Source organism: Paraburkholderia sp. IMGN_8 (assembly GCF_038050405.1).
Lineage (GTDB): Bacteria > Pseudomonadota > Gammaproteobacteria > Burkholderiales > Burkholderiaceae > Paraburkholderia.
Window position 1 is genome coordinate 1042810 of the sequence record NZ_CP150901.1, and the last position, 13411, is coordinate 1056220.

Here is a 13411-nt window from a genome sequence, read left to right on the forward strand (position 1 = left end):
GGGCAAGGCCTGGCGACGCATCGCCGTGCGCGGGACAGGTCCCGATTGTAAAACCTCGCTTCGCGACGGCGAAGTGGTGGCGGACCGCCGTCCGATACCGAAGTCTGACGATTGGGAACGACATGCGCCTGAGAGCGGACGCAAGCCGTCGGCCGGATTTCTGCCGATGGCACGGCTGTCGGCAGGGTAGCCGCTACAGGTGCCGGCGGCAGCAACGGCACGGAGTAATCGGGCAAGGCCTGGACCTCGGCCAGCCGGCCTGGTAGCATCAGTGCGAGATGCCGCGACGTACTGCGGCCCCTGCGATTCGCTGCATGTCTCTAGAGATAGCCGTATGGAAAAGAAACGATCGCGGGCCGGGCGCGAAATCTCGTGCCCAACGATCGGCGCGTTACTGCGTTACCGGACGCGCATCGTGCGCGTCATTGCGGAAGCCCGCGGGCAACGCGCGATGATCGAATCGCTCGATACCACAGGCAGGACCTTCGTGAGCACGGTGAAGTGGGTCAGCCTGCGTGAGCTGGGTAATCAGCTTTTCTGAAGCTGGATCTCTTCGCGGGCGATCGTCGGTCATTCCGGGATGCCTGCGGATCAGATACCTCGGCTCTCGAGCTTCGATATGGCCGCCGGTGCCCGAACGTGGCGAGCGCGTGCTCATCCCATCACACTGGATGCGGAAATTTGCTGCTCGTATACTGGCGCTGACATCGGGAAAGGAAAGAGTATGCGGCGCGTGATTGTTCGGCGGTCTCCAGTTCACGGCAAAGGCGTGTTCGCCATGCATGCGCTCGCGGCGGGCGAGCGCGTGCTTGAGTACAAAGGTGAAATCACCTCGTGGCGAAATGCGCTGCGCCGTCACCAACGTGAAGGCGTCGAAGGCCATACTTTCCTGTTCGGTCTGTCCGATGGGTCCGTGATTGACGGCAGTCGCGGCGGCAATAGTGCACGCTGGCTGAATCACGCTTGCGCACCGAACTGCGAGACTATCGAGGACGAGGGACGGATTTTCATCCACACGCTGCGGCCGATCGAGCCGGGCGAAGAACTGTTCATTGAATATCTGCTCGCCACTGACGATCCGCCGGATGAAGACGTTCGGGCGCAGTACGCGTGCCGGTGTGCCGCGGCGAACTGCCGTCAGTCGATGCTGGCTGACGCAGCGTGAAAGGGGGGCGGGAGAGTCAGTTGGCAGCATTACAATCCTCAAAATTGCTGTGAGGCCGAAGCGGGAGAATGATGGATTCATCCAGATCGGCGTGGATGTGTTTTTCCTTCCCGATGTGCTGAAGCCACTGTTGCCAAAGGGAGGTGTATCGGACGATGCCCCTGGCGCAAACACGAAGGAGCAGATGTCGCTGGAGCTTGACGATCGGTGGTGACATTGATGCCAGCGCGTATGTCGACAGCTATAGGGGAGCGGTCTTATGCAGAAGCGGAAGTACGCACGAAAGAGCGCAGGGACAGTGAGTCTGCCGGAACTGCTGGACCGGCTTGAACTGGCCCTGACGGGCACACCCGCTCGTGTGTCCGTCTGTCGGGCGCTGTCGGATCTGAACCGCGGGCTTGGCTCGACCAGCGAGAAGACTGCTGGAGGGCGCAGTCGATCCGGGTCCCCGCGGCGTCGGCGCCAAACCGCCGTCGAAACCTTGCCATTGTTTTCTTGAATAAGCGCCAACAGCCGAACACCCCACATCCGGTCGTTTCTGCGAAGCGCGACCGGTTGATCGTTTCCGACGTGTCGACAGCAAAAGTTCGAAGCAGCTACGGGTATGAACAAGGTACGCGCTTATGCTCTGCAGCACATGAACGCGTACCTTGTTCATCCCCCATTTTCCGATGGAACGCGCGGCGCTGCCCTGGTGGGTGCCGAGCGTCGCCTTGAGCGATCATTCGTCGTTCTAGCGGCGGGGCAGTCGTCGCGCGGGCGTTGGTCGGCCAGCGCGCGGCGGTGCATAGGGCCGCGGTGCTCGGCGTCGATCACGCCGTATCCGGCGCAGTGACGGGCGAGGGACTTGGCGCCCGATCGCTTCGTTATACGGACAGTGCGGAAGTACTTGGGGCAAACCACGGATGATTCGACAGTCGGCAACCGGTACCGCCTGGAGTATGGCGGCCGGGCGCCAACGTGAGCGCCGTGCTCGGCAATCTGGGCAGCCATATCTGACCGTCGCGAGCAAGCGTGTCGCCTTCTCGATTTGCTACGAAGACTTCCAGTGGTGGCCGAACTGGCGCCTACTTATCGAACGATCGAATGTGCTTGTCGGCATGTCGAACGGCTGGGTCAACACCGACTTGGCGATCGACGCCACTCAACGGCAGAGCGTGGAGTCGATCGCGCGGCTTATCGGCGTGCCGCTGTTACGGGCCGCGAACCGTTAGGCCGGGGGGCACGGACGACGTGGTGGCGGCGCCGCCTTTCCTTGTGCGGTAAGGCTTCCTCCAAGGCGTGAGCCGTATCCATCACCTGGAGGACAAACGGGACGGCGCCGTGACAATTCCGGTCATTGGCCTCGACAAGCTTCGGAACGAGAACTTTCAGCTTTGATATGAGCTCCTCCAGTGTATCCGCCTCCGTGAACAAACCTGGAATGTTGTCGCTCCGTGCGACCCAGACGGCAGACTCGGTGTTCCAGAATGCCGTAACTTCTACTTCTGCCATGGCGCCCCCTTCGGTTGCTCGACACGAATGCGCCTAGTGTTTGACGACGAAGGATAAGTCTACGCTCCGTTTTGCGATGTCGAAAGTCGGGTGTTCGCGCATATAAGGAAATTTTTCGCATGTGCCCGCCGCGTGAATGGTTCCGACAAATCGGTCGCTTCACCAACGTTGACGGTGATCGTCCTGCCGTTTTGGCAGGCTTGGCTGCACCCGATGTCCCGACACCGCCAATCAGCAACGTCGAACCGAACATCTCACTCTTCGATGCCATCCGCCTGCCGACACCGACGATCCGCGCCTTGTCGCGCCAAACTGCACTCTCGATTGCATCGAAAGTAGATACATACATAAAGAAGTGTCGAACTCGGCACGCAAGGCGCGCAAGTCGTCGGCTGAAGCTGCGGTCGCCGCGGGCACCGATTCGCAGCGCTTCTGATAGGCGCGCGGGGCACGCATGAAGTGCGGAGAATCGCCGCCAACACGCATGCAGTATGCATGTGCACGCAGTCCGTGTCTTGCCGAGCCCAGTCGCGCCGGTGAGAAGCAGATGTACGTTGCGGATCCAGTCGCATCTGGCGAGCGTGGTGAACACGTGCTCGTGGAGGCGGTGTGTGCCGATATGCGATGCCTTCAACGCAGGCTTGCAGATTCTTCAGCGTCGCCGCTTAGAGCGAGCGTTCGACGGCCAGTGTCAAAGCAGTGGTATCCCCAGTCGAACTCCCCGGGGGCGGTGTATCGCTTAATAAGGTGTGCGCATTGAGGTCGTAAGTATTGCCTGCAACCAGAATATGTAGGCGTATTCCAGTCAGGCCTACCGGGTCGTCATGGCGAACGGAATCGACTGTGGAATGGCGCGGATTCGATCCGTCGATAATGGTGACCCCACCGCTGCCTACGACCTCCAGCGTATCGTCTGGGCCGATGAATGCGGCCGTATCCTCGTCCAGTCCGATGCCGACCCCAAATGGCGTAGCGGCCACTGCCGTCAGCAGGCGCCCGAGTCGATCCCGCTGACTGAAGTGTTGGTCGATGATCAAGCGGCTGATGAGCCCCAGGCCGGGTGCCAGATCAACCATCCCGGCACGTGGCGTGGCCCCGCTCTTGCCGCCGGCGATCATCGCGGCGGACATCGCGGAGGCGCCGGCCGAGGTGCCGGCTATGTGCATGCCTGCTGCGTTGCGGGTGCGCAGCTTCTCTGCCGCCGACGTGCCGCTCAGGATCCCGGCAAGGCGCACCTGGTCGCCTCCTGTCATGAAGACCCCATCGGCGCGATCGAGCTCCTTCAGGTATCTCTCCGACTCGCAGTCGGCGGGGGTCTTGAACGGCAAGATACTGACCCGATCAGCCCCGAGGGCGCGAAACACCGTTTCATAACGATCCCCGGTGTCATCCCGCGACGAGGCCGTGGGGATGACCGCGATGTGCGCACGCGGCCCACCGCAAAGCGTCACAAAGCGTTGCAGGATAACCGGGTTCTGGACCCGGTTCTCGGCGCCACCGATGGGGATAATGAAGCCTCGCATGACACCCTTCGACCGTTTTGCGGGACGCATCATTCAATCTCTCTTCAAGCTTGACCGGCGACCGTGGCGGACCCGCCCCTGGCACGGCAATCGCGGTTTTCCGCTGATCATTCGAGCAGCGCCATGACGATGCTGAATCAATCGGGTGGCACGCTCGTCAGCGCTTCGCGGCGAATCAAGCGCGTTCAGTTCATACTCCAGCAAACCGAGCCGAGACGCCGGAAGGAGCGATGCCTGCACACATTTGCGCGTTTTCGCGTCGCGATAGGTTAGTAGCTGTCCCACCCAACAAGCAGTGTACATAAAGAACATATTTCTCGTTCTGCTCGCGCTGAAGCAGGCAGGTCCGTCTCCGCAGGCGACGATGAGAAGGTTCAGGCAAGGGCATTGCGCGAAACACTGGGCGCGAAATTATGAAGAGTTCTGTTGCGACTGGCGCGACCTGTGGTTCAACCAACGGTCGAGCTTCCGAGTGGGGTCATCGGTGACGTGGTGCTGGCCGCAGGAGGCATCGTGTTTCCTTCGCCTGCGGTGCTCGGCGGCACGAATGCAGTTCTCTACACGGCCGCGCTTGCCGACGATGATGTGATCGAGGTTTTTCGATCCGTAAGCGTCCGATCAGTCACGACTCGCGGTGATGATGAGACGAAGAGCTTCCATGGGTCTGTGCAACTTCTGCGGGCACAGACAGGTGTCCGCTTAACAAAAGCGGCCATGCAGACGGACAGCGAGCATTCAGGAACCGTATCGCTCTTTCAATACGCCGCGCGGGTCGATGACCGCGCGCGACCGATACGGCGCCCACTTGTACCCGACGGGCGGAAGCCCGAGCACCGGCCACGGGTAGCACGGGCGTAACGTGCAGACCACCATGTTATGCACGGCGGGCGTATTCTCCAGCGCAACCATGTGTTCGCCCTGTCCGCCGGTGTAACCCGGCGAGGCGATCGCCGCACTGGTGTCGTCGAGCAGCCATTTCTTGTATGCCGGATCGCTCCAGGCCTTCGCGACCACGCGCGCGCCATTGGGCGGTCCGACCTTGTGCGCGTATGTCTCGATCAGGATATCCGGGGCCTCGGGATCGACGTATCCCTTCTCTACCAGCAAGGATTCCAGCGCGCGCACGCGCAAGTCCATCTCCGACAACGCACTACTTTCGTGGTGGTGAGCATCGGCGTGCCGATGCCCTGGTCGGTTCCCTTGAGGATCGCTGATTGAAGTTCGCCCGGGAGATTGCCAAACAGGACCAATATGGTTGGCCCAGGGCGCAAATGCAAACCGGCCGGATGCAACCTGGAGCGCCGCGTGCTGCTGAGCCTCGCGACCGCGGACACTACTTCGCCGTCAGCAATGAAGATTCGCCCCCGAATAGGCTGGTGCAGGCCAAAGCAGGAGTGGGTGGTTCCTCCGGCTGTTTCTGGCCATACTCGGGCAGCAGTCGCGACGGGTAGTAGTCGACCCAAACCCGCCTGTCGTATTTCTCAGAAGCGGACGCTCAAGGAGCGACGCGGGCGGCACCACCTTGCCTGCATTCAATGATGTTCATTCACCTCGGCCAGTCGCGAAGGTGCTTAAATGCGCGCGATTTTTGGTCGTCCCAGCCTTGATCCTTGGTGATCAGCGCGGTCAGCATCTGGGTTAGATTGCGTGATGAATGACCGCTATCGAGGACAACGCGCGCATCGACCAGCGCCGCCGTTGCGCTGGCGGACCATCCAGAGTCGCCAACGAGCGGCTGTGAATGGGCTCGTTGTCCCCACGGTCGTCGAATGAACACCGCCGACGCTAATCAAGGGGACCGGATCGGACAACAGAAAAGTCCGAACCGACAATTACAGAAGAGAGGTTGCTTTATCTCGAATTATCGCTATTTTTGTAGTGGAGTTCTGCATGCCTGCCCCGACGCTTTGTGGCGGGTTTGCGGCACAGCCTTGGCCGCCAACCGACCATGGCGGCTCAGCGCACGCGTGGCGCGACCTGTTTGCACTACACGATGGTGTACGCAGCCCTCAAGCGCAAGACGGAACAACGGCCGCGATGCCGTCAACACCGTCATCGCTAAAACCGTTGCTATCCCACTGATTCAATGCCCATAGCCGTCACTACCGGCGGAGCAGTTTAGCTCAAAGAATTTTTAGCGAAGTGGACGCGCCTTTCGTGCCGTGCCTGTGGCCATCTCCGTGCGCCGCCTCCGCTTCGCTAAAAATCCTCTGCACGAGAGGACGAAAGCGGAGGGAGATCAGCCAACGATTGTTATGACAATTCGTCGTATTTTGAATGCCGTTTAGTGCCTCTCTACGATGGCTCGAAGGGGCTGCGGCTTACCTGAAATCAGAACTTCAGGAGGTCATTCGATGGAAATCAAGTCAATCGTGGCTTACCAGGGACCTAATATTCATGCCCACTTCCCGGTGATTCGGTGCACCGTCGATCTGGGGGTGCTTGAAGAATGGCCAACCGTGCGCCTCGGCCAGGGTTTCATTGATCGTCTCCTTGGCTATCTGCCGGGCCTTCAGCAGCATGGCTGTTCCTACAATACCCCCGGCGGGTTCGTGCGACGCATGTGGGAAGGCGAGGGAATCTGGCTGGGTCACGTCATGGAGCACATGGTCATCGAACTGCAGAAGGTTGCAGGCTCGGATGTGAGTTTTGGCAGGACGCGTGCCGCCGGTCCGTGCGGGCATTACGAGATAGTCTACGAATACCATGACGAGGATATCGGTCGGCAGGCCGGAAAGCTGTCCCTTGCCTTGATCGGGCATCTGCTTCCTGACGAGCTGAAGCCGGAGCGGGACCTCGATGAAGAATTCGACTTTGAACGTGAACTGAATGATTTCATCCGTTATGCGCGGAGTCGCGACGTGGGGCCAAGCACTGCCGCGTTGGTGAGCGCCGCTGGGAAGCGTGCAATCCCTTGTACGCGCCTGAACGGCGAGAGCCTGATGCTGCTCGGCTACGGGCGCTTCCAGAAACGCATCAAGGCGACGCTCACGAGCGAGACGCGTCAGATCGCCGTAGATCTGGCTTCGGACAAGGAGGAGACCAATAGGATCCTGCGTGACGCGGGCCTGCCGGTGCCGAGGCAGCGCAAGGTCTTTAGGGCCCGGGACGCCGTCCGTAGTGCCGAAGACATCGGCTATCCGGTCGTGATCAAGCCCATGGACTGTAATCACGGGCATGGCGTATCCACTCAACTTACAACGCCGGAGCGAGTGGAACTAGCTTTCGACAGGGCCCGGGAGTACAGCAAGGCAGTGCTCGTCGAAAGCTATATCCCGGGGTCTGATTACCGCATGCTGGTGGTCAATGATCAATTGGTGGCGGTTGCCAGACGCATCCCTGCACATGTGTTGGGCGACGGCGTTCGCACCATCGAGGAGTTGGCGGAAGAGGTCAATCGGGATCCACGCCGGGGTGTGGGGCATGAGAATGTGCTCACCCGCATCGCGCTCGATGGCGTGGCAGAACGTCTGCTGGCCGAAAAGGGTTATAGCCCCGCGACGGTGCCTGAGCCTGGCGAGACCGTCTATTTGTGTGCCACCGCCAACCTCTCCACCGGTGGCACAGCCATCGACGTCACCGATAGCGTGCACCCGGACAATCGGGAAATGGCCGTCCGGGCGATCAGGGCCATTGGCCTGGACGTCGGTGGTGTTGATTTCATCACCACCGATATCTCCGCGTCGTATCGTGAGACTGGCGGCGCCATTTGCGAGGTGAATGCCTGCCCGGGTCTACGGATGCATCTGGCGCCGAGCGACGGCACGCCCAGGGACGTGGCCGGGCCCATCATCGACATGCTGTTTCCACCCGGTGCTCCAACGACCGTCCCCATTGCAAGCATTACCGGCACCAACGGCAAGACCACCACGTCGCGCATGCTGGCCCATATCATGAAGCTGGCGGGCTACACGGTTGGTCTGGGTACAACCGATGGCGTCTACATCGACGGACGGCTGACTGTGGAAGGCGACATGACCGGGGCGACATCCGCGCGCATAATTCTCGCGGATTCCGCTGTCGACGCCGCCGTACTGGAGACGGCCCGGGGCGGCCTGCTGCGGTGTGGTTTGGGCTATCCGGAGTGCAACGTGGCGGGCTGCCTCAACGTGACCGCCGATCACCTGGGCCTGCGTGGGGTCGAGACCGTGGAGCAGATGGCCGAGGTCAAGCGCATCGTCATCGAAGTGGCGAAGGACATGGCTGTCGTCAACGCTGACGATCCCTTATGTCTGAAGATGGCGGATCATAGCCACGCAAACCGCCTGGGCTACGTGACCATGAACCCTGCCCACCCGCTGGTCAATGAGCATATACGGGCGGGCGGGGTGGCGGTCATCCTGGAGGAAGAGATAAACGGCCACATGATCACCCTGTGGGACGGTGGTCACCGTTTTCCGTTGCTGTGGACGCACCTGATTCCGGCCACGGTGCAAGGGCTCGCTCTGCACAATGTGCAGAACGCGATGTTCGCCGCGGCGCTCGCTCGCGGTCTCGGGATCGATCTCGAGGGCATCCGCCTGGGCCTGCGCACGTTCGAAAACACCTTCCAGCAGACCCCCGGCCGCTTGAACATCTATGATCAGCATCCGTTCAGGGTGATTCTGGACTATGCGCACAATCCGGCGGCCGTGAAGACCATGTGCGCTTTTGTAGACCGGCTGGGCGCCGCGCGCGCGAAGATCATTTCGCTGACGGTCCCGGGCGACCGCCGTGACGAGGACGTCCTGGAGATCGCGCGTATTGCGGCCGGACACTTCGAGCATTACATCTGCCACCGGGACTGCGACTCGCGTGGGCGGGCTCACCTCGAAGTGCCGGAAATGCTGTGCTACGCGCTGCGCGAGAACGGGGTCGGGGCAGAGCAGATCCAGGTCATCGCCGATGAGCAGGCAGCGAATCAATCGGCGCTCGAGATGGCTGGCCCTGGCGATCTGCTCCTCCTGTTGAGCGAAGACTACACGCGTGCCTGGGAGCAGATTGTGCACTTCAGGCCCAATGGGCAAGCAGGGCATGCGGCCGAGAGAAGGCCGGTCCCGGTCAAGGTCCACTTGGACGACCTGGGCGGGTTCCATGGAGATCATTCGTGACGAGCGCGGCGTGCGGCTGGCGCGAGAGATCGAAGACTGAATGAGTTTTCGCCGTGGTTACGACGACATGCCAGGCGGTCTCAAGCTGACCTGGTGACAGGGCTCCAGGGCGGGTGAAGCATAAGGCCCATCCTTCGTGGAGTTCAATACCTTGGAGAGTCAAAATGGACGAGAAACAGAAATTTCTTCTCTACAACGATAACGACACCACGCTTGATGCCTTCGCGAAGCGGAGGATGGCCGTCGAAGTCGCCCTGGACTTCATACGTAATGAAGCAATGAGCGGGTCTTCGCGCAATTCCGTGGATTACAATATGAGACACCTCTCGGACTACGCCGATTTTATTCAGGAAGCCTTGAGAGGCAGTGAGCGAGAAGCCTTTAGTGGCAGGGATCGAGAAGCGTCGAGAGGCAGGGATCGAGAAGCGTCGAGAGGCAGGGATCGAGAAGCGTCGAGAGGCAGGGATCGAGAAGCGTCGAGAGGCACGGAGCACTAGCGGGCCTGGTGCGCTTGTGCATGGCAGGCGCAGCGCACGCTCTTGAGGAACTCTGTCGCGGTCGCAAGCGGCGCCTCCGAGAAGACCTGGAGAGAATGGGTCGGGCGTATGCCCGGCCCACGCCAGTCTGCGAGTGCGCCCCGGGCAAAGGGAATCGGGAAGACAGGGAATAACTGTTATTTTGACCCACACTGGCTTACGTTGCTCGGACTCGGCCCGCTTCAGCCTCAGAGCATCTGACGCGTGGAGGTCACAGACCTCTCATTTGCATTAATTCTGCCTTCACACTCAGGACGATTCCGCTCGCCTGTGTAACGGCAAAACAGCAATTTTTGATTCACGCCTGTGCATCTGTCGGTAGACCCGCGGACGACTCACGCCGTGCCGGGCGGCCAGGGCGCTGATCGGTTCAGCGGCCGCCAAAGCCCGAATGGCCATCACGTGGCGTTCGTTGGTAGCCAGTTTTAGGGGGCAGCGCAAACGGATAGATTCATTGCGACGTAGCGTTGAAAATGGGGCCATATTATCTCGTACTATTCTTCGCTCCTCGCCGATGTAACCCCGTTGAACCTCGCCCGGTGTCGAACGGAATAAGCGCTTCCACACAAACGCATCCAAGCCGCCGACTCCAGCCGCGGCGGCTTGTAGCGACAGACCAGATATTTGATGGTGCAGGTTGCTTTATCTGTAGATGTCTCTATTTTTAATAGACCGTCTGCCGGACGGGTCGATGGCTCCGAGTTGATTGAAGAACGCCCGTGTGTCCTCCTGGGAACTGCGCTCTTCGTCACTCCTGCGTAACGCATGCGACACCGCTAGGAGATCATCCGATGGAAGTCAAGTCGATCGTCGCGTATGAAGGCCCCAACATTCACGCCCATTTCCCGGTCATCCGATATACCGTTGATCTGGGCGCGCTGGAGGAATGGCCGACCGGGCGGTTCGGCCAGCGATTCATAGACGGTTTGGTCGGCTATCTGCCGGGCCTCGCACAGCATGGCTGCTCGTATCAGTCCCCCGGCGGACTCGCGCGGCGCATGACGGAAGGCGATGGCACGTGGCTCGGCCATGTCATGGAGCATGCAGCCATTGAACTGCAGAAGATGGCGGGTTCGGACGTCAGCTTCGGCAAGACGCGAGCTGCGGGTCCGCATGGCCACTACGATGTCATCTACGAATACCATGAAGAAGCCGTCGGCCGGCAGGCCGGAGATCTGGCATTAGCGCTGATCGAGCATCTCTTGCCTGCCGAGTTGAAACCGCAGACGGATATCGAGACGCAGTTCGACTTCGAACAGAAGCTCGACGATTTTCTCCGTGATGCGCGCAGTCGCGAGGTGGGGCCGAGCACGCCAGCATTGATGAAAGCCGTGGCGGACAGGGCGATTCCGTGTACGCGGATGAACGCGGACAGCCTGATACGACTTGGCTATGGGCGCTTTCAGAAGCGGATCAAAGCGACGCTCACCAGCGAGACGCGTCAGCTCGCAGTCGACATAGCCTCTGACAAGGAAGAGACGAACCGGACGCTGCGGGACGCCGGCTTGCCGGTGACCATGGATAGCAATTTGAGGCATCTTTTCGAATACGCCGATCTGATTCAACAAGCATTGGCGCGCAGAGAGCCGTAATGGTTCAGACGCACCCCGGGTACCGGCGCTGTGCTTCGCCCATCGAACCGACAGGAGGACTGATGATCACCGCGATAAGACCGCTCTTTTCAAAAAACATCAGCTCGATCGATAGCAATGAGGAGGACGCGATCTTTGTTGTGGACCCTGATCTCGGCGGGCTGGGCAGGATCGATGTCCGCACGGGCCTCTTTCAGTGCCTGCTCAATTTCAAGCATTTCAATGAGTTCGAGAGAGCGGCGGCACTATGCATGCGGCCCGACGGCACGATCCACTATTGCCGTTCCAATCTAATCCACACAGTCAGCATAGAAAACGGCTCGGTACATGCCGCAACGGGACCGATCACGATCGATGCTGCGCAAAGCATCGTTGGTTTGTGCTGGAAGGACGGCCGATATTACGTCGCCGACGTGACGGGCAGCCTGCTCGTTGTCGAGAACAGCGAGTTGATACGGACGGTTCGCATTGGAAACGGCATCAACGACATGACGCTGCACGGCGATCGGCTCCTGATACTTCGCGGCGTCAGCCGTGCCGTCCATATCGTTGATCTTGATGGAACACATGTCGCATCGGTTACGGTACCGCATGACGGCGCGGTGGGCATAGCCGCTGTCAAGACGTCCGATGCGAAAGAGCCGTGCGTCTATGTGTATTACAACCAGTGCAATTGGGACGTGTTTGACGACGCGGGCTCGGAGCTGACGTCAAACGGGAGCGCCAATATCACGCTCAGAAACGACGCCCGCGATGGATTCATCGAGCGGCTCGACTATCAGATCGCGGATCTCGGTCGAGGAAACAATTTTTGCCTGTCGGGAGGCTATGAAATCGAGTTCACCTATGCCGAAATGCTCAAGCCTATTGGCGATATCCTCGACGAGCTGGAAGGCATCAAGCTGTGTATCAGACTGTCGATACCCGTCGACACGCCGAGGCAAAAAGTCAAATCGCTCGAGACGATCGGCGATATTCCCGCGGCCGTCACAGAGGACGAGGAAGGTAACGCGATTGTCGAGTTTGACCTGACCGGGATAAGGCTGGACAAGGAGTGTCGTATTTTTGGTTACCACGCGATCATCGACGCTTACGGTATCCGGTACAAGTTGAACGGCGCGAGCACGGACGACTATCCTGCCGATATCAGGCGGCGCTTTCTGAAAGAAGAGTCCCGCTATGACATGGGCAGGCAGGAATTGAAGGATATTGCGGAGCGCTTGCTTGCAGGCATTCCCACGCAAGAGCGCGGCAATGTGATCAGAATTGCCAAAGCCGTGCGCGAATACGTCTATAGCCGGCTCGGGTACCGCTGCAACAGCAGATATACGAGCCCCGTCGAGACGTTGCGGCTCGGCGAGGGAACATGCGGCAAGTACATGGAGCTGATGATCGGGCTGCTGAGGCTTTGCGGCGTCGCTTGCCGACCCGTCGGCGACTTCAAGGTACCCGAGTACAAGCTGAGGTATGTGCCGGTCGGCTCGATATGCACACCCGATAACGATCACGCGTGGGTGGAATTCTATGTGCCGGAGGTCGGATGGGTTCCGATGGAAAGCTCGTCGGATGGCGTTCCGGAAAAGCACGACCGATTCTTTGGTGCGCTATCGTGGGTCTATATAGAAAACAGCAGGACGGATAAGATGTGCAAGATATGCAAACCGGGCTCGTGGGAAAACATCGATCAGGACTTGCGGTATTCGGAATTATTTATTCCGGAGATTCAGATCAGAATCCTCAAAGCGCTCAGGCCGTCATTGGATCCGTCACATTAGCGCCCGATGCTGGCCATATGCGCAGACATGTCGTAGGCGTCGTCTTCAACCAGAATGTCGAGGTGCAGGCCGACCATGTTCACCGGCGCATGGCGGCGATGGGGATGAATCGCGGAGTGCTGAAGTCGAGAGGTATCGACGACGGTGATGCCTCCCGTCCCCACAACTTGCAGCTTCTGGTCCGGACCCGTTTGCAAATGGCACGAACACGACCTTGTAGCCGCTATACGGCTTGC

Annotated in this window: 9 protein-coding genes and 1 pseudogene; 7 read left to right on the forward strand and 3 right to left on the reverse strand. The window is 59.9% G+C overall.

Features of this window, described 5'->3' with window-relative positions; all coding sequences use genetic code 11:
- Positions 1-334 precede the first annotated feature (334 nt).
- The 3 genes from WN982_RS26000 to WN982_RS26010 all read left to right on the forward strand — a co-directional run bounded on the left by WN982_RS26000 (position 335) and on the right by WN982_RS26010 (position 2379).
- A complete protein-coding gene (locus tag WN982_RS26000) occupies positions 335-541 on the forward strand; it encodes a hypothetical protein (protein WP_341318490.1) in 207 nt (68 codons plus the stop codon).
- Positions 542-724: 183 nt separating this feature from the next.
- Entirely contained in the window at positions 725-1165 is a 441-nt protein-coding gene (locus tag WN982_RS26005) for an SET domain-containing protein-lysine N-methyltransferase (RefSeq protein ID WP_341318491.1), read from the forward strand.
- 905 nt (positions 1166-2070) lie between these two features.
- The gene (locus WN982_RS26010) at positions 2071-2379 is read left to right on the forward strand and encodes a hypothetical protein (RefSeq protein WP_341318492.1); all 309 of its coding nucleotides are present in this window, start codon (positions 2071-2073) and stop codon (positions 2377-2379) included.
- 945 nt (positions 2380-3324) lie between these two features.
- Here WN982_RS26010 and WN982_RS26015 read toward each other — a convergent pair.
- Both WN982_RS26015 and WN982_RS26020 read right to left on the reverse strand, forming a co-directional pair.
- Positions 3325-4215 (reverse strand): cyanophycinase, encoded by an 891-nt coding sequence (locus WN982_RS26015; protein WP_341318493.1) that lies wholly within the window; start codon positions 4213-4215, stop codon positions 3325-3327.
- Between the two features lie 717 nt (positions 4216-4932).
- Positions 4933-5397, reverse strand: a pseudogene (locus WN982_RS26020) (nitrile hydratase subunit alpha); the annotation flags it as partial.
- Positions 5398-6536: 1139 nt separating this feature from the next.
- Between WN982_RS26020 and cphA the strand changes: the two are divergent.
- The 4 genes from cphA (at position 6537) to WN982_RS26040 (ending at position 13175) form a co-directional block, all read left to right on the forward strand.
- The gene (gene cphA / locus WN982_RS26025) at positions 6537-9272 is read left to right on the forward strand and encodes a cyanophycin synthetase (RefSeq protein ID WP_341318494.1); all 2736 of its coding nucleotides are present in this window, start codon (positions 6537-6539) and stop codon (positions 9270-9272) included.
- Positions 9273-9436: 164 nt separating this feature from the next.
- The gene (locus WN982_RS26030; RefSeq protein ID WP_341318495.1) at positions 9437-9769 is read left to right on the forward strand and encodes a hypothetical protein; all 333 of its coding nucleotides are present in this window, start codon (positions 9437-9439) and stop codon (positions 9767-9769) included.
- A gap of 830 nt (positions 9770-10599) precedes the next feature.
- Positions 10600-11400 carry a hypothetical protein gene (locus tag WN982_RS26035; protein WP_341318496.1) on the forward strand — a complete coding sequence of 267 codons (801 nt, stop codon included), beginning with the start codon at positions 10600-10602 and terminating at the stop codon, positions 11398-11400.
- The gene (locus WN982_RS26040) at positions 11400-13175 is read left to right on the forward strand and encodes a transglutaminase family protein (protein ID WP_341318497.1); all 1776 of its coding nucleotides are present in this window, start codon (positions 11400-11402) and stop codon (positions 13173-13175) included. The genes WN982_RS26035 and WN982_RS26040 overlap by 1 nt, the downstream gene beginning before the upstream one ends.
- Here WN982_RS26040 and WN982_RS26045 read toward each other — a convergent pair.
- On the reverse strand, positions 13172-13372 hold the full coding sequence (locus WN982_RS26045) for a hypothetical protein (RefSeq protein WP_341319602.1): 201 nt from the start codon (positions 13370-13372) through the stop codon (positions 13172-13174). The genes WN982_RS26040 and WN982_RS26045 overlap by 4 nt on opposite strands.
- Between the last annotated feature and the right edge of the window lie 39 nt (positions 13373-13411).

Bases quoted from the DNA above. Each gene is read 5' to 3' on its own strand.
- WN982_RS26000 (WP_341318490.1), top strand. From the start codon at position 335: ATGGAAAAGAAACGATCGCGGGCCGGGCGCGAAATCTCGTGCCCAACG.
- WN982_RS26005 (WP_341318491.1), top strand. From the start codon at position 725: ATGCGGCGCGTGATTGTTCGGCGGTCTCCAGTTCACGGCAAAGGCGTG.
- WN982_RS26010 (WP_341318492.1), top strand. From the start codon at position 2,071: ATGATTCGACAGTCGGCAACCGGTACCGCCTGGAGTATGGCGGCCGGG.
- WN982_RS26015 (WP_341318493.1), bottom strand. From the start codon at position 4,215: ATGATGCGTCCCGCAAAACGGTCGAAGGGTGTCATGCGAGGCTTCATT.
- cphA (WP_341318494.1), top strand. From the start codon at position 6,537: ATGGAAATCAAGTCAATCGTGGCTTACCAGGGACCTAATATTCATGCC.
- WN982_RS26030 (WP_341318495.1), top strand. From the start codon at position 9,437: ATGGACGAGAAACAGAAATTTCTTCTCTACAACGATAACGACACCACG.
- WN982_RS26035 (WP_341318496.1), top strand. From the start codon at position 10,600: ATGGAAGTCAAGTCGATCGTCGCGTATGAAGGCCCCAACATTCACGCC.
- WN982_RS26040 (WP_341318497.1), top strand. From the start codon at position 11,400: ATGGTTCAGACGCACCCCGGGTACCGGCGCTGTGCTTCGCCCATCGAA.